General features: G+C 61.6%; 18 protein-coding genes. 12 read left to right on the top strand and 6 right to left on the bottom strand.

The features are described 5' to 3' along the window. Positions 1-17 precede the first annotated feature (17 nt). The 3 genes from fbp to NW814_RS01310 all read left to right on the top strand — a co-directional run bounded on the left by fbp (position 18) and on the right by NW814_RS01310 (position 3622). Positions 18-1016, top strand: a complete 999-nt coding sequence (gene fbp, locus NW814_RS01320) for a class 1 fructose-bisphosphatase (RefSeq protein ID WP_414404958.1) — start codon at positions 18-20, stop codon at positions 1014-1016. A gap of 37 nt (positions 1017-1053) precedes the next feature. Continuing rightward, positions 1054-2595 carry a glucose-6-phosphate dehydrogenase gene (gene zwf / locus NW814_RS01315; protein WP_414404888.1) on the top strand — a complete coding sequence of 514 codons (1542 nt, stop codon included), beginning with the start codon at positions 1054-1056 and terminating at the stop codon, positions 2593-2595. 100 nt (positions 2596-2695) lie between these two features. Next, positions 2696-3622 (top strand): tetratricopeptide repeat protein, encoded by a 927-nt coding sequence (locus NW814_RS01310; RefSeq protein WP_414404887.1) that lies wholly within the window; start codon positions 2696-2698, stop codon positions 3620-3622. Here the strand turns inward: NW814_RS01310 and dxs are convergent. After that, positions 3591-5552 carry a 1-deoxy-D-xylulose-5-phosphate synthase gene (gene dxs, locus NW814_RS01305; protein WP_414404886.1) on the bottom strand — a complete coding sequence of 654 codons (1962 nt, stop codon included), beginning with the start codon at positions 5550-5552 and terminating at the stop codon, positions 3591-3593. The genes NW814_RS01310 and dxs overlap by 32 nt on opposite strands. A gap of 146 nt (positions 5553-5698) precedes the next feature. On the opposite strand from dxs, the gene cysK reads away from it, so the two are divergent. After that, complete coding sequence (gene cysK, locus NW814_RS01300) at positions 5699-6676, top strand: cysteine synthase A (protein WP_414404885.1); 978 nt, start codon at positions 5699-5701, stop codon at positions 6674-6676. On the opposite strand, the gene ileS is transcribed toward cysK, so the two are convergent. Together ileS and NW814_RS01290 are read right to left on the bottom strand one after the other, a co-directional pair. Further along, complete coding sequence (gene ileS / locus NW814_RS01295; protein ID WP_414404957.1) at positions 6677-9442, bottom strand: isoleucine--tRNA ligase; 2766 nt, start codon at positions 9440-9442, stop codon at positions 6677-6679. Between the two features lie 201 nt (positions 9443-9643). Next, positions 9644-10441 (bottom strand): hypothetical protein, encoded by a 798-nt coding sequence (locus NW814_RS01290; RefSeq protein ID WP_414404884.1) that lies wholly within the window; start codon positions 10439-10441, stop codon positions 9644-9646. A gap of 183 nt (positions 10442-10624) precedes the next feature. Here NW814_RS01290 and NW814_RS01285 point away from each other — a divergent pair, with 183 nt between their 5' ends. After that, positions 10625-10999, top strand: coding sequence for a rhodanese-like domain-containing protein (locus NW814_RS01285; protein ID WP_414404883.1), 375 nt, complete (start codon positions 10625-10627; stop codon positions 10997-10999). Between the two features lie 66 nt (positions 11000-11065). Then, complete coding sequence (locus NW814_RS01280; RefSeq protein WP_414404882.1) at positions 11066-12892, top strand: aminopeptidase P family protein; 1827 nt, start codon at positions 11066-11068, stop codon at positions 12890-12892. Positions 12893-12980: 88 nt separating this feature from the next. Here the strand turns inward: NW814_RS01280 and NW814_RS01275 are convergent, their stop codons facing one another. After that, on the bottom strand, positions 12981-13703 hold the full coding sequence (locus NW814_RS01275; RefSeq protein ID WP_414404881.1) for a Crp/Fnr family transcriptional regulator: 723 nt from the start codon (positions 13701-13703) through the stop codon (positions 12981-12983). Between the two features lie 169 nt (positions 13704-13872). Here NW814_RS01275 and NW814_RS01270 point away from each other — a divergent pair, with 169 nt between their 5' ends. From NW814_RS01270 to NW814_RS01245, 6 genes are all read left to right on the top strand, one after another. Beyond that, positions 13873-14535, top strand: a complete 663-nt coding sequence (locus NW814_RS01270) for a sigma-70 family RNA polymerase sigma factor (protein WP_414394390.1) — start codon at positions 13873-13875, stop codon at positions 14533-14535. After that, positions 14532-15110, top strand: a complete 579-nt coding sequence (locus tag NW814_RS01265; protein ID WP_414404880.1) for an anti-sigma factor family protein — start codon at positions 14532-14534, stop codon at positions 15108-15110. The genes NW814_RS01270 and NW814_RS01265 overlap by 4 nt, the downstream gene beginning before the upstream one ends. Before the next feature lie 132 nt (positions 15111-15242). Then, complete coding sequence (locus NW814_RS01260; RefSeq protein WP_414404879.1) at positions 15243-15701, top strand: hypothetical protein; 459 nt, start codon at positions 15243-15245, stop codon at positions 15699-15701. A gap of 51 nt (positions 15702-15752) precedes the next feature. Next, positions 15753-16067: a DUF3181 family protein gene (locus tag NW814_RS01255; RefSeq protein ID WP_414394094.1), complete on the top strand. Its 315-nt coding sequence runs from the start codon at positions 15753-15755 to the stop codon at positions 16065-16067. Continuing rightward, positions 16055-17116 carry an S-layer homology domain-containing protein gene (locus NW814_RS01250; protein WP_414404878.1) on the top strand — a complete coding sequence of 354 codons (1062 nt, stop codon included), beginning with the start codon at positions 16055-16057 and terminating at the stop codon, positions 17114-17116. The genes NW814_RS01255 and NW814_RS01250 overlap by 13 nt, the downstream gene beginning before the upstream one ends. 77 nt (positions 17117-17193) lie before the next feature. Next, entirely contained in the window at positions 17194-17763 is a 570-nt protein-coding gene (locus tag NW814_RS01245) for a photosystem I assembly protein Ycf4 (protein ID WP_414404877.1), read from the top strand. Positions 17764-17846: 83 nt separating this feature from the next. Here the strand turns inward: NW814_RS01245 and NW814_RS01240 are convergent, their stop codons facing one another. Together NW814_RS01240 and gvpJ are read right to left on the bottom strand one after the other, a co-directional pair. Then, the gene (locus NW814_RS01240; RefSeq protein WP_414394098.1) at positions 17847-19412 is read right to left on the bottom strand and encodes an NAD(P)H-quinone oxidoreductase subunit N; all 1566 of its coding nucleotides are present in this window, start codon (positions 19410-19412) and stop codon (positions 17847-17849) included. A gap of 119 nt (positions 19413-19531) precedes the next feature. Beyond that, positions 19532-20833: a gas vesicle protein GvpJ gene (gene gvpJ, locus NW814_RS01235; RefSeq protein WP_414404876.1), complete on the bottom strand. Its 1302-nt coding sequence runs from the start codon at positions 20831-20833 to the stop codon at positions 19532-19534.

Here is a 20833-nt window from a genome sequence, read left to right as displayed (position 1 = left end):
GCAGCGCCGAACGCGAGATGGCGCGGGATGTGCTCACCCTCTCCCGGCATGTCTTGCAGCAGTTTGGCAGCTTCACCGCCGAGGCCCAGGACTTCAGTGCTCTAATGAACCGCATTGCCCTGGCCGGCAAGATGATTGCCCGCCGCCTCAGCCAGGCAGGACTCATCGAGGGAGCGCTGGGCGTAACCGGCAACGTCAATGTCCAAGGGGAAGAACAGCAGCGGATGGACGAGTACGCCAACCGGGCCTTCATCCGCGCTTTGGAGCAGACAGGGCTAGTCTGTCGGCTGGTCTCAGAAGAGATGAAAACCCCGGCCCGCCTGCCGGAAAACTGCTCCCTCAGCCGCCTGGCGCTGCTTGTCGATCCCCTAGATGGCTCCTCCAATATCGAGGCCAACCTCAGCGTTGGCTCCATTTTCTCTGTCCTTCAGCCCCTCGAGGATCGCCCTGAGGCTGACCACCAAGATCTCCTCCAGCCGGGCCGCCGGCAACTGGCTGCTGGCTATATCCTCTACGGCCCCAGCACCCAACTGGTCTATTCCGTCGGCAAGGGGGTACATAGCTTTACGCTGGATCCCAGCTTGGGCGAGTTCATCCTCTCCCAAAGCGACATCCGCATTCCCGAACGTGGCTCCGTCTACAGCCTCAACGAGGGCTACTTCTGCCAGTGGAGCGAGGGGATCCAAAACTTCATCCGCTACGCCCATCGCCAAGGCAGCTATACCTCCCGCTACAGCGGCGCTCTGGTGGCTGACTTTCACCGCATCCTGTTGCAGGGAGGGGTATACCTCTACCCCGGCACCCGGCAAAAACCCGAGGGCAAGCTGCGGCTGATGTATGAGGCCAACCCGCTGGCGTTTTTGGCCGAGCAAGCAGGAGGCGTGGCTACCACTGGCACCGAGGCCATCCTGGACATCGTGCCCCACTCTCTCCACCAACGGGTGCCCCTCATCATTGGCAGCCGCAAGAACGTGGAAGAGGTGCTGCGCTGTCTGGAAGGTTCTCTGCAGCCCTAGCTCCTCTCTCCCTATCCACCCAAGCTGAGCCGACTCTATGGTGGCCCTGGCGGAAAACCCCTTGCGCGTTGGCCTCAACCAAGAGCGCATTCCGGATCCTTGCATTCTGGTGCAGTTTGGCGCTTCCGGGGATCTGGCGGCCCGCAAGCTGATCCCGGCCTACTACCGGCTCTTTGTCCAGCGACGGCTGCCGCCGGAGTTTACCTTGGTGGGGGTGGCTCGCCGCGACTGGAGCCACGAGGCCTATCGGGACAAGATGCGGGCAGCCCTGAAGGAGTTTGCCCCCCAAGATCTGGGGCCAGAAGCCCTCTGGCAAGACTTTGCCAGCCGCCTGTTTTACTGTCGCTTGGATATTGGCGATGCCGAGGGCTACCTGCGCCTCAAGCAATTCCTCAGCGAATTGGACGAAGAGCGGGGCACCCGTGGCAACCGCGTGTTTTACCTGGCGGTGGCGCCGGACTTCTATGCCCAGGCCCTCCAGCAGTTGGGGGCAGCGGGGATGCTGGCGGATCCAACCAGGACGCGGGTGGTGATTGAAAAGCCCTTCGGCCACGACCTCACCTCGGCCCAGGAGCTGAACCGCCTTGTGCAGCGCATCTGTCAGGAAGAGCAGGTCTACCGCATCGACCACTACCTGGGCAAAGAGACGGTGCAAAACCTGCTGGTCTTCCGCTTTGCCAACGCCATCTTTGAGCCTCTCTGGAACCGCAACTACATCGACCATGTGCAGATTACGGTGGCGGAAACGGTAGGGGTGGAGGATCGGGCCGGCTACTACGACGCTGCTGGTGCCCTGCGGGACATGGTGCAGAACCACCTAATGCAGATCTATTGCCTGACGGCCATGGAGCCGCCCGTCTCGCTGCGCGGCGATGGGGTGCGCAATGAAAAGACCAAAGTGCTGCAGGCCACCCGTCTGGCCGACACTCGCAACGTGGCAGCCGCAGCGGTGCGGGCCCAGTATGGTCCCGGCTGGATTGGCGGCAGGCCAGTGCCCGGCTATCGCCAAGAGCCCAATGTCAACCCCAACTCGCAGACCCCCACCTATGCCGCCCTGAAGCTGGAATGCGACACCTGGCGGTGGAAAGGGGTGCCCTTTTACCTGCGCACGGGCAAGCGCCTAGCCAAGAAGGTTTCCGAGGTGGCCATCTACTTTAAGCAGGTGCCCCTATCCCTTTTTCCTTCGGCCACGCGGGAGGTGAGCCCCAACATCCTGGTGCTGCGCCTCCAGCCCAACGAGGGCATCTCCTTGCGTTTTGAGGCCAAGATGCCCGGGCCGGAGATCCGCACCCGCTCGGTGGAAATGGATTTTCGCTACGGGACAGCCTTTGGGTCGAGCGCGCCAGATGCCTACGAGCGCCTGCTGTTGGACTGCCTGCTGGGGGATCCCACCCTGTTTACCCGCGCCGACGAGGTGGAAGCTGCCTGGCGGGTGGTAACGCCCGTTTTGTCGGCCTGGGAGACGCCACCTGGCTATGATACCGCGCCGCCGCTGTACACCTATGAGGCCGGCACCTGGGGGCCCAAGGCTGCCGAAGACCTGCTGGCCCAGTCTGGGCGGCGGTGGCGACGTCTCTAGTTTCCTGCAGCAAAACCTGGCTCAGGTAGCGACTGGGGCTGATAAAGCGCCAAGGGGGCGAGAGCAGACATTTCAAACAGCGATTGCGGCTAACATGGGCATGGCCTGGTTTTGCGTGGGTATCATGCCGTCGCTGTCGTTCCGGTTTTGCCTAGCCTTGCCGGTGGGCCTTGCCCTTGTCTTGGGGGTAGGGGGAGGGGATCCCGCGCGGGCTCAGGTCTTGCTCCATGTGCCCCTGCCCAATGGCGACTTGATGCAGGCCCAGGGGCTGCAACTAGCCACCAACGCGCTGCGGCTAGCCCAGTTTGGCCAGACCGAAGAGGCGTTGCGCCGCCTGCAACTGGCCGTGGCCATGGTGCCCACCTCTTCCGAGCTGCTCTACGCTTTGGGCAACGTCTATCTGGAGCTGGGGAACTCTGCCCAGGCCGTGCAGGTGCTGCAAAGGGCCCGCGCTCTGGCTCCCCAGGATGGGGATGTCCTCTACTCCCTGGGAGTGGCTTACTTGCGGCAGGGCAGCTACTTTGCCGCCGCCGAGGCCCTGGAACGGGCTGTTGCCTTGCAGCCGGATAACCCCAACGCCCGCTTTCAACTGGGCAATGCCTACCTCATGCTCGACCAATGGGATCCCGCCCGGCGGGAATATGAGAAAACCTTGGAGTTGGATCCCGCCTACTGGCCTGCTATGAACAACCTTGGCCTGGTGGACTACGAGCAAGGGGATCTGGAGGCGGCCATCGAGCGCTGGGAACGCACCATCGAGATGAACGACGCGGTGGCCGAGCCCTACCTGGCCCTGGCTACAGCCCTGTACGTTCGCGGCCAAACCCAGCGGGCGGAAGAACTGGGGGCCAAAGCCGTGCACTTGGATCCCAGCTATGCCCGGCTAGAGGTGCTGCGGGAGAACCTGTGGCGGGATAACCTGCTGCGAGATGTGCAAGTTCTCCTGCGAACGCGGGCAGTGGTGGAGGCCCTACAGCAGGCTGCTGTGGACCGGTTCAACCGCCAGATGGGTCTTGCAGGAGAGTAGCCCGGGATCCCTCGGCCACTGGCTTTTGCAGCTTCTCAAGCTTGGCTCGGATCCGCTCGGCAATACCGACACTGTTGAGGCCAAGGTCTGCAAGAGACTCTTCACGGGTAGCATGTTCTACCCAAATGTCTGGCACCCCCAGGCGCAAAAGAGGCACCCGGATATCGGCATCCAGGAGGGCTTCCCCCACTGCCGAGCCAAACCCGCCCATGAGGCAGCCTTCTTCCACCGTCACCACCAGGCGGCTTTGTTCGGCTAGGGGCAGGATTAGCTCTGTATCCAGGGGCTTGGCAAAGCGGGCATTGACTACCGTCGTGGAGATGCCGTGCTCTTTGAGGATCTCCGCGGCCTGCAAGCTGGGATAGACCATCGACCCATAGGCCAGGACTAACACATCGCCGCCGCTGCGCAGCACCTCCGCCTTGCCAATGGGAATGGGCTCCCAGCCATCTTCCGCCAAGGGCACCCCAACGCCAGAGTCGCGCGGGTAGCGCATGGCAATGGGTCCTTGGGTGTACTGGATCCCGGTTACCACCATGCGCTGCAGTTCCGCTTCGTCTTTGGGGGCCATCAGCACCATCTCGGGGATGCAGCGCAGATAGGCGATGTCGTACATGCCCTGGTGGGTGGCGCCGTCAGGTCCAACCACGCCTGCCCGATCCAAGCAGAAAAAGACTGGCAGCTTTTGGAGGCAGACATCGTGGATAATCTGGTCGTAGGCCCGCTGCAGGAAGGTGGAGTAAATGGCCACCACTGGCCGCATCCCCTCACAGGCCATGCCAGCAGCCAAGGTGACCGCGTGCTGCTCCGCGATCCCCACATCCACAAACTGATCCGGCAGTTTTTCCTTGAGCTTGTCTAGGCCAGTGCCGGTGTCCATAGCTGCCGTGATGCCAATGATGCGGGGATCCCGCTCCGCCAGTTTGCAAAGGGTATGGCCGAAGACCTTGCTGTAGCTGGGGGGAGTGGGTTTGGTGGGGGGATAGGGTTTGCCGGTGGCCAGGTCGAAGCGGGATTGGGCGTGATAGCTTACCTGCTCAGCCTCTGCCGGTGGGTAGCCTTTGCCCTTGACGGTGGCCACATGCACCAGCACGGGCCCAGAGAGGCCATGGGCCAACTCAAAAGCATCCAACAACTCTGCCAGGTTGTGCCCGTCCACCGGCCCCACGTAGGTAAAGCCCAGCTCCTCGAAGATGATGCCGGCCTTGTTGTTCTGCACAGCAGTAACCAGCTTCACCGTCTCCTTCATGCGCTCAATTTCGGGGCTGAGACTGGAGCCAACTAGAGGCAGGTTCTTTAGTTGCTCCTCCAGGCTGTCGGCCAAAAATTGCACTGGCGGGCTGAGGCGCAGGCGGTTTAAATAGCGCGGGATCGCCCCCACATTGGGGGAAATCGACATGCCGTTGTCGTTGAGAACCACCATCAGGTTGGTCTTGGGCAAATGGCCGGCGTGGTTGATGGCCTCATAGGCCATGCCCCCGGTCAGGGCGCCGTCCCCGATGATGGCCACCACCTTGAAGTTTTCCCCCCGCCGGTCGCGGGCAATGGCCATACCCAAGGCTGCCGAGATGCTGGTGGAGGCGTGGCCGGCCCCAAAGTGGTCGAAGCGGCTTTCGCTGCGCTTCAGGTAGCCGGAGATCCCCCCCTTTTGGCGAATGGTGTGGAAGTTGTGATACCTGCCGGTGAGCATTTTGTGGGCATAGGCTTGGTGCCCCACATCCCAAATAACCTTGTCGCGATCCAGGTCAAGGGTTTTGTAGAGCGCCAAGGTCAGCTCCACCACCCCCAACCCTGGCCCTAGGTGACAGCCGACTGGGGAGTTGGCAGCCGTTTGCAAGTGTTTTTCGCGGATCTGGCGGGCTAAGCTGCGCAACTGGCTGAGGGTTAGGTTGCGGAGCTGGTTGGGATGAGTGATTTCACTCAGGTGCATAGGGGATCTGTCCTTCCGGTGTGATCTCACTCTAGATCATGGCTTTCCCAGAGGGCTTGGCTGGAGTCTTTTCAAAACTTCGCTGGATGTCTCCCGCTGCAGGGTTAGCATCGGACAAAGGCCCCGCTTTTCGAGGTTGCCTGCCCATGAGGATTGCCGACAACATCACCCAACTCATCGGTCGCACGCCGTTGGTGCGGCTCAACCGGATCCCGCGGGCGGAGGGATGCCTGGCGGAGATTGTGGTTAAACTGGAGAGCTTCAACCCGGCAGCCTCGGTAAAAGACCGCATTGCCGTCAGCATGATCGAGGCAGCTGAGCAAGCCGGTTTAATTTCCCCCGGCAAGACCATTTTGGTGGAACCCACCTCCGGCAACACGGGCATTGGCTTAGCTATGGCGGCAGCGGCCAAGGGCTACCGGCTCATCATTGTCATGCCTGAGAGCATGAGCCTAGAGCGGCGGCTGCTGTTGAAGGCCTACGGGGCAGAGGTGCATCTAGCCAGCAGCGCCGGTGGCATGGGAGAGGCCATTTGGAAGGCGGAAGAGATCGTGCGCCGCACCCCCAATGCCTACATGCTGGGCCAATTCACCAATCCGGCCAACCCCCAAATCCACGCCCGCACCACCGGCCCCGAGATCTGGGAGGACACCGATGGCCAGGTGGACATCCTGGTAGCGGGGGTGGGCACTGGCGGCACCATTACCGGGGCGGGCGAGTTTCTCAAGAGTAAGAAACCTTCCATTCGGCTAGTGGCCGTCGAGCCCAAGGCAAGCGCGGTTCTAAGCGGGGGACGGCCCGGCTTTCACCGCATCGAGGGCATCGGGGCAGGGTTTGTGCCGGAGGTGTTGCGGCGGGATCTCCTGGATGAGGTGATTGCCGTAGACGACGAAGAAAGCATGGTCTACAGCCGCCGCCTGGCCAGAGAAGAAGGGATCCTCTCCGGCATTTCCACTGGGGCAGCCCTGGCTGCCGCTATCCAGGTGGGGCGGCGACCGGAAAACGCCGGCAAGCTGATTGTGATGATCCAGCCCAGCTTTGGCGAGCGCTACCTCAGTACGCCTCTCTTCCGCGACCTGGAGCGAGAGTCGGACTCGCGGCTGCCGCAGTCTTTGGTTAGGTAGTCAAAACTCGCCAGCTAGGGCCGCTACGCAGCGCTCACACAGCTCTGGATGTTCGGCAAATTCCCCCACCCGAGGAGAGTAGCTCCAGCAGCGCACGCACTTTTTGCCCTCTGCCCGCTGAACGACAACCTGCAGCTCCGCCGCCTCAGTCTCTGCCTTGATGAGCTCCACCTGGGAAGTGATAAACAGGTAGCGCAGCTCGGCGGCCCGCTCTTCCAGAAGAGCGTACAGGTGGGGATCCGCCACCTTGAGGATGAGCTTGGCTTCGGTGGAAGCGCCGATGAGCTTATCGGTGCGCGCTTGTTCCAGCGCCTTGTTCACCTCCTGCCGCACTGCCCGCAGCTTTTCCCAAGTGGCAGCTAGCTGGGGATCCCGCCACTGCTCCGGCAGTTGCATCCAGCCCCCTTCAAACACCGAACGGGTGGGCTTGGGGTAGGGCAGGTAACTCCAGATCTCTTCTGCGAGGTGGGAAAGCACTGGGGCGATGGCCTTGGCCAAGTTCTCCAGCACCAGGGACAGCACCGTCTGACATTGCCGCCGCCGCAGGCTGCGGGCGTGACTGATGTAGAGGCGATCCTTGCCAATGTCCAAGTAGAAGTTGGAGAGATCCACCACGCAGAAGTTCTGAACCGCTTGGAAAAAGCGGTAGAACTGATAGCTGTCAAAAGCTTCGGTGATCTCCTCTCCCACCTCCTTTAGGCGGTGCAGGAGGTAGCGATCCAACTCGGTCAACGCTTCAAAGGGAACGGCATCCTGGGCCGGGTTAAAGTCATAGAGGTTGCCTAGCAGAAAGCGGGCTGTGTTGCGGATCTTGCGGTACACATCTGCCATCTGCCCCAGGATAGTCTTGCCCAGGGGCACGTCGCCGGAGTAGTCCACGCTGGAAACCCACAGTCGCAGCACATCGGCCCCGTAGGCGGGATCCGTCTGAGGGTCGCTGCCGCCATTGATGAGCACCAGGGGATCGATGACGTTGCCCAAGGACTTGCTCATCTTCTGGCCCTTTTCGTCCAGCACAAAGCCGTGGGTGAGCACCGCCTTGTAGGGGGCACAGCCATTGACGGCCACTGAGGTCAGCAAGCTGGACTGGAACCAACCTCGGTGCTGATCCGAACCCTCCAGGTAGAGATCCACGGGGTAGCCCAACCCGCGCGCCTGGGCCACCGCCGCCCAGGAAGAGCCGGAGTCAAACCAAACATCCATGGTGTCCGTGCCCTTGCGGTAGGTGCGGCCATTGTGGCGGTACTGCTCCGGCAGCAATTCTTCTACTGGGCGCTTCCACCAAGCGTCAGATCCCTCTTGGGCAAAGATGGCCTTGATGTGGTCAATGGTTTCGGCAGTCAGCAGAGCCTCGCCAGTCTCCTCGTCATAGAAAACAGGGATGGGCACCCCCCAGGCCCGCTGGCGGGAGATGCACCAGTCGGAGCGCTCCTTGACCATGGCGGTGATGCGGTTTTCCCCTTCCGGTGGGATCCACTTCACGGTTTTGATGGCCTGCAGGGCCAGCTCCCGGAAGCCGGCTACGGACGCAAACCACTGCTCGGTGGCCCGGAAGATGGTGGGTTCTTTGGTGCGCCAGTCGTAGGGGTATTTGTGGCTGTAGGGCTCCTCCTTGAGCAGGGCGCCGGCAGCCTGCAAAGCCTTAATCACAGCCAGGTTGCCGCTGGTCTCCGGTTCTTTGGAGAGGACATCTAGCCCGGCAAACTGGGGGCCGGCTTCTGCGGTAAACTTCCCCTGCTCGTCCACGGGGCTGAGGATGGGCAGGCCGTACTTTTGGCCAGTCTTGAAGTCTTCTTCCCCATGCCCCGGCGCCGTGTGGACAATGCCGGTGCCGGACTCGGTGGTCACATAGTCTCCCAAAACACAGAGGCTAGGGCGGTCAAAGAGGGGGTGGCGTCCCTGGCAGTATTCCAAAGCGGATCCCGGCAGGGTGGCCTTGACCTCTAAGGGAGTCTCCAGGACTTTTTCCAGCCGCTGCCGCAGAGCGGCGGCAATGAGCAGCAGGCCAAAGCGGGGAGACTCCACCACCGCATAGGTAAGCTTGGGGTTAAAGCAGAGAGCCAGGTTGGCCGGGATCGTCCAGGGGGTAGTCGTCCAGATGGCCGCCCGCAGGCCTGGCAGGAAGGGCTCTAAAACCGGCCGCGCCGCCGGGCTGAGGCTTTGCAGGGGAAAAGCCACGTAGATGCTGGGGGAGATGTGGTTGTCGGGATATTCCAGCTCCGCTTCTGCCAGGGCCGTCTGGGAGCTGGGGCTCCAGTGGACGGGCTTGAGGCCGCGGTAGATGTAGCCTTTGAGAACCATCTGGCCGAACACCTCGATCTGGGCCGCCTCGTACTCCGGCGATAGGGTCAGGTAGGGCCGATCCCAATCTCCCCATACCCCCAGCCGCTGAAAACTGGCCCGCTGCACGTCGACGTAGTGCAGGGCGTACTCTCTGGCCTTTTGCCGCAGTTGCAGGGGGGTGAGACTCTGCCGCTCCTGGGGGGAGAGGCTTTGCAGCACTTTCAGCTCGATGGGCAGGCCGTGGCAGTCCCAGCCAGGTACATAGCGCACCTTGCGTCCTCGCAGGAGGTGGTACTTGTTGACGATGTCCTTGAGGATCTTGTTGAGGGTGGTGCCCATGTGGATGTCGCCATTGGCATAGGGTGGCCCATCGTGCAGGACAAAGGGATCCCCCGGATTGGTTTCCGACAGACGCTGGTAGATCTGTTCTTCCTGCCAAAAAGCCTGGATGGCGGGCTCTCTCTTAGCGGCCTCCGCCCGCATGGGAAACTGAGTCTGCGGCAGGTTGAGGGTACTCTTGTAGTCCACGGCAACTTGAGCAGGCTAAAGGGCGTTTTTCTATCCTACGCCGTTGCCTGGTTCTCAGTCGTGTTCTAGGCTTCCTCTCCCTGGCCTGAGGGAAAGGGATCCAGACGGCCACCTCGGCTTTCTGCCAGGAGTCTGGCTTGCTTGGGGTTCCTTTCTTTAGGGTTGAACGGTAAGGCGCCGGCTCTCGACAACCAGGCCACTTTGGTTAACCAGCATCACCGAGATCCACTCAGAACCCGCTTCTGGGGGGGCATCCGCCTGCAGGAAGATCCCGCCCGCCTGCAGAGGTTCGAGGGCAAACGAAGTGACATCCAGGTAGCTTGCTCCGGCAACGGGCCGCTCCGCCACAGCGCCCAACAGCAAAGATTGGGTGAGGGGCTCGGCCACAATGGCCTGCAGCGAGTAGGTGGATCCCGGCTTGACCACCTCCGGCAGCTTGAAAGTAACGGTGGGGGGTGCTGAGCCGGAGGTGAGCGTGCTCGACTCCCGCAGCACTTCTTGCTCTACCAGCAGCAGTTGTCCTGGATTGGCGGCATCCGGGCGGTAGCGGTTGCGCACCAGGACGGAAGCCTTTACCTGAAACTCCCCCCGCCCCGAAGCCTGGGATCCCTGCACTTGGCTAGCAATCTCAGCTACAATCTCAGGGCCTATCTGCCGCCAGGAGACAATTTGGGCGGAGTAGGTCAGCTCAGGATGCGCGTCCCACAGCTTGCGAATGGCCTCTTCCACCCCCTGCCGATCCAACCCGTCGCGGTGGCGGAAGTCGGGGCTGTAGCCGGCCATCACCTTCGGCAAGTCCCGTCGGTTAGCCGCGGCTATTTGCTCGTTCAGCCACTCGACCAGAGCCGCTGGCGCAGGGGCAGAAACCTGCCTTTGCAGCCCGCTTTCTAGGCGCAGCGGGGGAGTCTGGGCCAGCACTTTGCCTGCAAGCGGGATCCCCCAGCTCAAACTCAAGGCAAGGGGCCAGAGCAGTTGGGAAAAGGCGGATCGAGAGCTCAAACTGTGGGCCTCCGGCGGGCAGGTCTGCGCTTAGTTTAGCCTGTCCGGGTAGGGATCCGGCCCAACTTGGCCGAGCGGCAGATCCACACCCCTAAAGCCCGGTTTATTCTGGAGATTGGGTTGCATCGGCGAGGTTCCATGGCGTCCCCTCACTCCCCTGCTTTCTTGGCTTTGGTCAACGAGGCCAAAAGCCGCATCCAAGAGCTGACCGTCGAGCAAGTCAGGCAGAAACAACGGCAAGGGGATCCCTTCTACCTAGTCGACGTGCGGGAAGAATCGGAGTGGCAGGCAGGTCGCATTGCTGGCGCCATTCACTTGAGCAAAGGCATTATTGAGCGGGACATCGAGAAGGTGATCCCAGACAAAGAAGCAGAAATTGTCCTCTATTGCGGTGGTGGGTTTCGTTCAGCCCTGGCAGCTGATAACCTGCAGAAGATGGGCTACCGCCGCGTGTTCTCGATGGACGGCGGCATCCGCGCCTGGCGAGAGGCTGGCTTTCCCGAAGAGCGCTAGAAATTCTCGCTCAGCTTTCCCAAGGAGAAAGGGGACGTCTGTAACATGGTCTCTAGGGCCGATAGCGTGGACTCTTCCGTTGCCTCTGCCATGCCTCAAACCTTGCCCCGCCTGGAGATTGCCGCCCGTTTGCAGCAGCTGCGCCAGCTTTTACAGGAACAGAATTTGGATGGGTTTTGGGTGCCCTCCGCCGATGAGCACCTCAACGAGTACCTGCTGGAGTATCGCAAGCGGCGGCAGTGGATCACGGGTTTTACTGGCTCGGTGGGCGATGCTTTGATTAGCCGGGACAGGGCTTGGCTGTGGGTGGATCCCCGCTACCACGAGCAGGCGGAGCGGGAAGTGGATCCCAACCTGTTTACGGTGATCAAAGGCGGTCTGCCGGATCAGCCCAGCCTGATGGAGATTGTAGAGGAGTTGGGATCTGGGTTTCGCCTGGGGGTGGATCCCTTTACGGTGTCCGTAGCCACCTACCGCCAGTTACAAGCCCACGCCCAAGCCGGGGGAGTGCTGCTGGTGCCGGTTTGCGAAAACCCGCTGGACAAGCTGGCCAAGGAATCTAGCCAAGCCCTTTTGGAGCAACCCATCTATCCTGTCCCTGCCCAGCTCTGCGGGGCCACCCCCAGCGACAAGCTGGCTCAGGTGCGCCAGGAGATGCGACGCAAGCGGGTAGGCCTGTTGCCCTTAACCAAGTTGGACCAGGTAGCCTGGCTATTGAACCTGCGTGGCTCTGACATCCCCTACAACCCGGTGTTCCGCGCCTACGCGCTGGTTGCCCTGGAGAGGGTTGCCCTCTTCACAGATCTGGAGCGCCTTACTCCCTCGGCTCGGCAAGTGCTGGCCGAAGCGGAGGTAGAGCTCTGGCCCTACGAGGCTTACCCGGAGCACCTGCCCCAGTGGGCCGAGCGCTACGGGCCAGTGGGATTGGATCCCAAGCAGACCACTCAGGGCACGCAAGAGCTGCTGCACGGGATCCCCTGTCGCGAGCTGGATCACCCCGTGGATGTCCTCAAGGCGGTCAAAAACCCCACCGAGCTGGAGCAGATGCGGCTAGCCAACCGCAAAGCCAGCCGGGCCAAGATCCGCACGCTCGCCTGGATCGACCGGCAGATCCAAGCAGGGATCCCCATCAGCGAAGCCGATGTGGCAGCCACCCTGGAGGCCCACTACCGCGAGGAAGGGGATTGGGTGGGCCTGAGCTTTAACACCATCGCTGGGGCCGGGGCCAATAGCTCTATCGTTCACTACGGCACCCCGGATCCTCAGAAGCTGCTGCAGCCAGGCGAGTTGTTTTTGTTGGACTCGGGATCCCACTACCTGGGGGGCACTACCGACGCTACCCGCACCCTCTGGATTGGCTCGCAACCCGCGGATCCCTTGTGCAAGCGGCGCTACACCGAGGTGCTCAAAGCCCACATTCACTGCGCCCGCCAGATCTTCCCCCCCGATACCTACGGCCTCTCTTTGGATGGCATTGCCCGCTCCAGCCTCTGGCAGGCAGGGCTAGACTACGGCCACGGCACTGGCCACGGCGTCGGCGCCTTTTTGAACGTCCACGAGGGGCCCAATGGGATCCACCGCCGCGCCAGCACCCCCTTCAAGGTAGGCATGATCACCAGCATCGAGCCAGGTTACTACCAGCCAGGCTGGGGCGGGATTCGCCTGGAGAACCTCTACGAGGTGGTTGCCCTCCCCGAGCCAGAGGGCTGGATGGGCTTTCGCTCTCTGACGTGGATCCCTTTTGACAGGCGTTTGATCGATTGGGATCTCCTAGACGCGGCACAGCGGGCTTGGCTGGATGAGTATCACCGCCAGGTTTACGCCCTGCACCAGGCCAGTCTCTCGAAAGAGGATGCCGCTTGGCTAGAGTGGGCCTGCGGTCTTGCCAGCTAGCCAATGCGCCACGGGTCTTGCCGCTAGCGCAAGCTCTCGCAAACCACAGCTTGCAAGGAGCAAGTTTCCTGGATGCAGCCCCAGCTAACTAGAGCAGGCGGGCTGCTTTTACGAGTTTGGGGTACTGGATTAGGAGCAGAGACTGTTGGTCTGGCAGGGGCTGAATGATCCCCTGCTGCTGCAAGCGGTTCAGCACTGCCGCCACTGTTTCCTGGTTAACCTGGCTGAGGTCGGCCAAATCCTGGAGGGGCGGGTAGATGATGCGCACTCCCTGCTCAGTCTTCTCGCCAAAGGCTTCCGCCAGTTGCACCAGCGCATGCACCACCCGCACAGGAGGGCTCTGTTGCTCCAGGTCGGCCTGCAAATTCGCTAGGCGCAGACGGCGGGAGAGGCTGCGAGCCAGTTGGTAGCACAGGCGCGGCTCCTGCAGCATCAGCGTCTTGAAAGTTGCCGCTGGGATCCCGGCAGCCCGCACCGAGGTTAAGGCCAGCACATCCCGCGAGCGGGGCGCTTCGTCCAACACCGCCATTTCCCCTACCCAGGCGCCGGGCCCGAGTAGAGCTAGGGTTTGGGCGCTGTCCCAGGTTCCTTCGGCGGTGTGGATCCGCAGAGCTCGCCGCACCTTGACCCAGCCAGATAGGATCAAATAAACAACGCTGCCCCAGGCATCCTGCATCAAGAGCGCCTGCCCTGCTGGGATGTCCCGCAGCTTTACCTGGGATCCCAGCCACTGCAAAGACGTGGCCGAAAGTTCCGCCAGCGTCGGCACTGCCTTGAGCTCAGAAAGAACAGCAGCGGCGTCGGAAGTCATGCCAGATCGGGCGTCTACTCTACCGCAAGCTCACTGTAGCCCAGTTGCCAGCCCAAGAGCTATCCTGCAAGGGTACTCTCGCCAAAGATAGGAAGGGAACCCGGTTGTCCTGAATTCGTCTCTCAAGTAGAGGTTCCGGTTGGGAGGGGATCTCTTTCTGGGGATGCTTATGGATGCTGCCCTCAGCAACATCAGCGGCCAGTGCTGGTCAGCCTCACTGAGGAAGGAGCCTGTGCTGCCAGAAAAGCTTGCCGATCGGGAGCTGGTACTGCTGTGTCAGCAGGGATCCCGGCCCCACCGCGAGGCCTTTGCCGAGCTCATACGCCGCTATCAGGCCTACGTAGATAAGGTTCTCTACCATCTTGCGCCCAACTGGCCGGATCGCCAGGACTTGGCCCAGGAAGTTTGGATCCGGGCCTACCGCAACCTCAAACATCTGCAGGAGCCAGCAAAGTTTCGCAGTTGGCTGGGGCGGATTGCCACCAACCTGGTTTACGACGAGCTGCGCAAGCGCAGGCGCCAGCAGCAACCCCTCTCTTTGGATGCCTCGATTTCCACGCAAGAGAGTGAGATGGAATGGGAGCTGCCCAGCAGTAGCCCAAGCCCCCACGACCACCTCGCCACCTGCGAGTTTTACGAGCGATTGCACCAAGCCGTCCACGACCTGCCTGAGGCCTTTCGCCAAGCCATCCTGCTGCGAGAAATTCAGGGGATGGCCTATGAGGAAATTGCGGAGATTACGGGGGTATCTCTGGGTACTGTTAAATCCCGCATTGCCCGGGCCCGCGCCCGCTTGCAGTCCATCCTGAAGCCCTACCTCAATGGCGAATGACTATGTTTTGCCCCAACCTCAACCCTGACCGCGAGGATGCCGCCTCCCCTCCCCCCGCGGAGCTGCCGCCAGTGGAGGAGCGCTTTGAGCAGCTAAGCGCCTACCTGGATGGAGAACTGTCCCCCCAGGAGGCGCGACAAGTGGAGGACTGGCTAGCCAGCGATCCCCAGGCGCAGCAGCTGTACAGCCAACTGTCGGCCTTACAGGCCGGTTTGGCTAACCTCAAAGCGCCAACCCTGGATCCCGTTCAGACGGAGCTGCTGATTAGCCGTGTGTTCGAGAAGCTGGATCGAAGGCCAGAGGTTGCTCTGGGCTGGCGGCGGTGCAGCGGCTTTCCTTGGCGACAAGTGGCAGCGGCTGCAGTAGCCCTGGCGGGAGCGGGCTGGGCGGGCTGGCGCTGGCTGCACCCTCAGCCGTTGGTGTCTCTGGAGGATCCGCCAGTGCGGGTGGCAATTGTGCCCGCCTCTGCTTGGGTTGCCCAACGCTATCTATTCGAGCCAGGACAGAAGCAGGACGCCTACTCAATTTTATTCGAGTCGCTGCCCAACTCCCCAACCGACTTGAGCTGGGAGTGAGCTAATTGGCTTGAGCTAGCTTGAAGTGAGGAACACAGGGTGAGAACAGCGGTTTGCCAAGCTTGGGGGCTAGCAGTTTGTCTTTGGCTGGGCAGTCTGGGATCCTGGCCAGCCCAGGCAAACCCCAGCGCCTTGAAGTCCGCTTCCCAGCCCACTCCGCCGCCGGCCAGCTCTCAGGCTCCTGCTCGAAAAAACCAGCCGCCCTCTGGTGAGATAGAGCTTTCCCCTTTCCCCAACTTCCCCCTTCTCAAAGAGGTAGAAGCGCCTCCACCACCCTCGACTAAGCTGGGCATCGATTGGGCTCAGCTGCCCCTCCTTCCCGATCCCGAGCTGGCGGCAGAAATGGATAGGGAGTTTAGCCGCCGCCTAGCCCGCTTGAACCAGCAGATTGCCAGCCAACAAGACCGCCTCTACCGCCTTTTGCAAACCTGGGACGCCAACGTAGAGGACATTCGCCAGACCCAGGCCCAACTCAGCCAGTTGCGCCTCGAACGGGATCGCTTGGCTCTGGAGCACCTGTTGCTGCTGCGGCAGTTGCAAGAGAACTTCGCCCTGCCTCTACCGCGCCGCTCTGCCGCCAGCTCTCCCTAAAGTGGGGCCAGGCTATGATCAACGCAGGGCAACCAGTAGCGAAGCTGATCCATGGCCCAAGTGCCGAGCAACCCCGAGATCGAGCAATTGGCCGCTGCCATTGGCAAGGAAGTTTACATCGATGTAGCCCGGTGGCACCTCTACCTGCGGGATGCCCACCTGCATACCGTTCTGGCGGAGCGGCTGGCCCCTCAGGTGATGGCAGGCAAGGTGGATGAGGATGCCGTCACGGAGATCCTGCAAGGGATCCCGGTAAAGGTGGGGGGCGGGCGCAAAGAGCTGCCTCTGGTGGATCTGCTGCCCATGCAAAGCCTGCTGAACCTGCTGGATGTGCTGGAGGAGTTTAGCCGCAAATGGGCTCAGTAGAGGGCCATCCCAAGCGGTCTAGGCAATTGCTGCCTCTGGCTAGCACCTGGCTCAGGGGTGGCAGTTTTGTCCTGCTGCTGGGGTTGCTGTCAGCTTGTCAGGGAACGGAGTGGGGAGAACGACTGGAACGGGCGGTGCGACCGGTGGATCTGTCTGTTCCTCCCTCTGCAGAGCAGCCGGCGACGCCAAGGGCTCTCTCAGAGTCCCCCTCACCCTCTGCCCCTCCCCCTGTTGCCTTGACACCTCTGCCGACTCAACTCAGCAGCCGCTTCACGGATCTGGAGCCCGGATCCCTGGTGGCCCAGTCGGTCTATTACCTGGATCGGCTGGGGATCTTTGCCGATATTGCTGGCAGCGAATTTCAGCCGCAGCGCAGCGTGCGTCGAGGAGAGTTTGCCCGCTGGCTGGTGCTAGCCAACAACGCCATTCACGCTGACGAGCCCAGCCGCCAAATCCGCATAGGATCCCCCTCGGAGCGCCCTCTTTTTTTGGATGTACCGGAGGAGGATCCCAACTTTCGCTACATCCAGGCCCTGGGAGCTGCCGGCATCGCTACTGGGGATGCCAATCGCGAGTTTCGCCCCAATAGCCTGCTGTCGCGAGCCGAGTTAATTCGCATGAAGGTGCCTTTGGATTTGCCGCCCGGCCAGATCAAGGGATCTCGGGCAGAGCTGGAGGGGCGCTGGGGCTTTACCGATGCGGCGCAGATCCCCGACGAGGCTGTTGCTCCCCTAGTGGCAGATCGCAGCCTAGAGAATGCCTCCACCGTGTTGCGCACCTTCGGCCCCATCCGCACCTTTAACCCCCTCCAGCCAGTTAGCCGTGGGGAAGTGGCAATTGCCCTGTCTGCCTTTGGAGAGCGGACGGCTCAAGAGGCCGTAGCCCAGCTCTCGGCTCTCCCAAGTCCAACTCCTGCCGTCGAATCCTCTCCCCTGCCAGCCGAGCCGGAACCGACCTCTTCCCCCACTTCCGAACCCTCCCCTGCTGAACCTCCGGCAGTTACCCCAGGGGTAGGGAAAATCGTTACGCCCCGCGAGTCTCAACCCTGAAGTAGCGGGATCCCAGCAAGAGGTCGAGCCGCCCAATAGAATGGGAGAAGCCAGCTTTGGAAAAAGGGATTCCGGCGGTGTCTGCAACTGTTCCCGAAATTCGCTCTGAAGACCTGCTGCGCTACACCGTCGTTGGGTCGCGGCGGCCCAGCGTTTACTTTTGGGCAGTGGTTCTGACGGCAGGGGGTCTGGGCTTTACCCTGGCTGGTCTTTCCAGCTATTTCCACCGCAATTTGCTTCCCTTTTCCGACCCCGCCAGCCTGGTGTTCATTCCCCAGGGCATTGCCATGCTCTTCTACGGCGTGCTCGGCTTCCTGGCAGGGTTGTACCAATGGCTGAGCCTGTACTGGAACTTGGGGGGCGGCTACAACGAGTTCAACCGCCGTACCCAAAAGATAACGCTGGTGCGGCAGGGCTTTCCGGGCAAAAACCGCGAAGTTCGTCTGGAGTATGACTTTGCCGAGGTGCAAAGCCTGCGGGTGGAGCTGCGAGAAGGCCTCAACCCCCGCCGAGCTATCTACTTGCGAGTGAAAGGACGCGGTGACATCCCCCTCACCGGCGTTGGGCAGCCGCCTTCTTTGGCCGAGATTGAAAACCAAGCCGCCGAGATTGCCCGCTTTCTTAATGTCAGCCTAGAGGGTATTTGAGGTTCGACTCAGTTGCAGACGGTGGCGGGGCAAGGCTGAAACGCTTAATTCCCCCTCCTACAGGGAGAGGGGTGGGGGCATTTTTAGGAATTGCGGCCCGAGTAGCTAGGCAAAGCTGCAGGGCTGGCTGCCTCGGGAGCAAAAGCCTGGGCTGTCGGGAACCCCAAAAACGGGCTACGCTCCACTGCCTGAACAGAGAGGGTAAACAGGGGATTGGAGAGGATGCCAGCAAAGATGGTGGCCACGAGGGTCAACACCATGCCCACTCGCAGAGCCGGCATGCCCTCTGCCTGCCAGTCGGTCTCGGCGTAGTTTTGCACCGAAAGCGACATCTCCTGCGGCTCTTTCACCACCATGGTTTTCACCACTCGCACGTAGTAGTAGATGGAGATGACGCTAGTAACCAGGCCCACCAGCACCAGGGTGTATTCTCCTGCCTGCCAGCCAGCCCAGAAGAGATAGAGCTTGCCGAAAAAGCCGGCCAGTGGCGGCAGCCCGCCCAGAGAGAGAAGACAAATGCTAAGGCAAAGGGTGAGGAAAGGATCCTTCTGGTAAAGGCCACTGTACTCGTTGATTTCGTCAGTGCCGGTCTTGAGGCTAAACAGGGTGACGCACAGAAAGGCGCCCAGGTTCATGGCTAGATAAACCATCAGGTAAAAAATCAAGCTGGCGTAGCCCGCTTCCGTGCCTGCCACCAAACCAATCAAAACAAAGCCCGCCTGCCCAATAGAGGAATAGGCCAGCAGGCGCTTGAGGCGGGTTTGGGCAATGGCCACCACATTGCCCAGCACCATGGTCAAGATAGCCAGCACTGAGAGCACCGCCCGCCACTCTTCCGTCATGGCTGGGAAGACGGTAGCCAGAAAGCGAATGGCCAGGGCAAAGCCTGCTGCTTTGGATCCCACCGACAAAAAGGCCACCACCGGCGTTGGGGATCCCTCGTAGACGTCGGGAGTCCACTGGTGGAAGGGCACCGCCGCCAGCTTAAAGCCAATGCCCCCAAGGCAGAACACCAAGGCCAGGATCCCTGCTAGGCCAGCATTGGCCAGGTGGGGCGCGATGGCCGACAGTTGGGTTTGCCCCCCCGACAGGCCATAGAGCAGCGACATGCCGTAGAGGAAGATGGCCGTGCTGCTAGCGCCGGTCAGCAGGTACTTCAGGGCAGCCTCAGAGGAGCGCGGATCTCGCTTCGTGTAGCCAGCCATGAGGTAGCTGGCAATGCTCAGCGTTTCCAGCGAGACAAACACCATGATTAAATCCATCGCTCCCGCAAGGAACATTCCCCCCAAGGTGGCCGTGAGGAGCAGCACATAGAACTCGCCCGTGGGCGTGCCTGCCTGGCTGAGGTAGCGCTCCGCCATCATCACCGTCAGGGCTGCTGTCACCACCACCAGGCCACGGAAGAGAATGCTCACGGGATCCGCCGCAAAGCTGCCCAAGAAGCTCTCCAACTGGGGCTGCTGCCACTGCAGCACCAGGGGCACCAGGGCTCCCATCAACCCCAAGAGGGAAAGAGTTGGCAAACTTCTGCGCGCTGCCGACCCGCCCACCAGATCCACTGCCAGGACGAGCAACAGCGTGAGGGTGACCACCACCTCCGGCCAAATCGCGCCGGCATGCAGGTTTCCGGTTGGGGCGAAAACATCCATAGGAGAAAACTGTGAAGAGAGATTAATGGGATCCAAAGCCAGCATACCGCGATTTCCGGCCTTCCCATCTTGCTTCTGGCATCTCTTCTCCCAATCGTCTCCATCGACACTCCCTGGGTCTAAGAAAGCTTGGCGCTGGAGGTAAGCACCAATTGCAGGCGGGCGTGGATAAGACTCAAGTCCGCCAAGCCCAGGTCGAGCTCGCCGTCGACGACGATCCCGGTGTTGACCAGCCGATCCAAGAGTTCCAAGAGGGATCCCTCGCCGTCGGGCTGGCCGGGGTAGTAGTCTCCCTGGCGGGGCAGAAGCGTGCCCAGATCCCCTAAATCCAGATTGAGATCTGCCGGGTCAATCTCCAGCAGGGCGCAGAGTTGCCGAATTTGCTGCCGCAGGGCTTGCAGGCTGCTGCCGGCCCGCTCGATCTGCTCCGGCGAAAGGCGATTGGCCTCCATCTGCCGCACCACCTGAGCTTCCATCAACTGGCGCAGCAGCTCCACCAAGGTCAGCACCAGGGAGGCAAGGCCAGCTTCCGGGCGTTTCCGGTCAGGGCTAGCTTGAACCCGACTCAAGTCTTGCGGGCCGGCTGGGCTGATGGCAAGACCAGAGGAAGGAGGAGGCGGGATCAACCACTGCTCAAAAGGCTGGGAGAGCTGTTCCAAGCTAAGGAGATGCAGGCGGGGATCCCGGGCGGCCTCTTCTCGCTCCTCCGGCAGGTTGTAGCCCCAGCCAGCCAAAAACAGGAGCACCGGCTCTAGCTCCGGTACGCTCTGCACCTGGCGCAGCGTCTGCAAGCGATCCTCGACAAACCAGAGTTCCTCGGGCGCTACCTGAGCTGCAGTTAGCAGCCGCTGGAGAGTGGCGGCCTTGGGAGCGCGCACCTCCTTGCCCAGGATGCGGTGGCGCGGCAGTTGGATCCCTTCGCGGAGCAAAAGCTGCTGGATAAAGCGCCCCTCTTTGGTACTGAGAATGGCTAGGCGCGGCTCGCCGGCAGCCTGTACTTGGCGCATCCAGGCTGTCACCCCCGGATAGAAGCGGTGCAGCTCCAGCCACCCCTGCCGATCCTCTGCAAGCCAGTGATCTCGCACCTCATCCAGCGCTTGGGACAAAGCCCGCTCGGAAACCCCCGCCTGCTGCAACAACCGCTGCCGCCAGCCGGGCCAGTCTTGGCGCAAAGCGTCTTCCGGGATCCCTTGCTGCAGCCCCCAGAGCAACAGGGGCATCTCCCAACCCGTCTCGATTAGCGGGCGCAACTGGTCAAAGACTGGCTGCAACGGCTGCAATTGCGCAGGAGCCAGGCTCCACACCTGGGCACAGACACGACAGGAGGAGGCAAAGTACTCTGCCCGCCCATCGCAGAGCACGCCATCAAAATCCAGAACCAAAATGCGGGGGGACATTCGCCGGGGGCTAGCGAACTCCAT

The organism is Synechococcus sp. R65.1 (assembly GCF_047461755.1).
Classification (GTDB): Bacteria; Cyanobacteriota; Cyanobacteriia; order Thermostichales; family Thermostichaceae; genus Thermostichus.
This window is presented reverse-complemented; position numbering and strand designations above follow the sequence as displayed.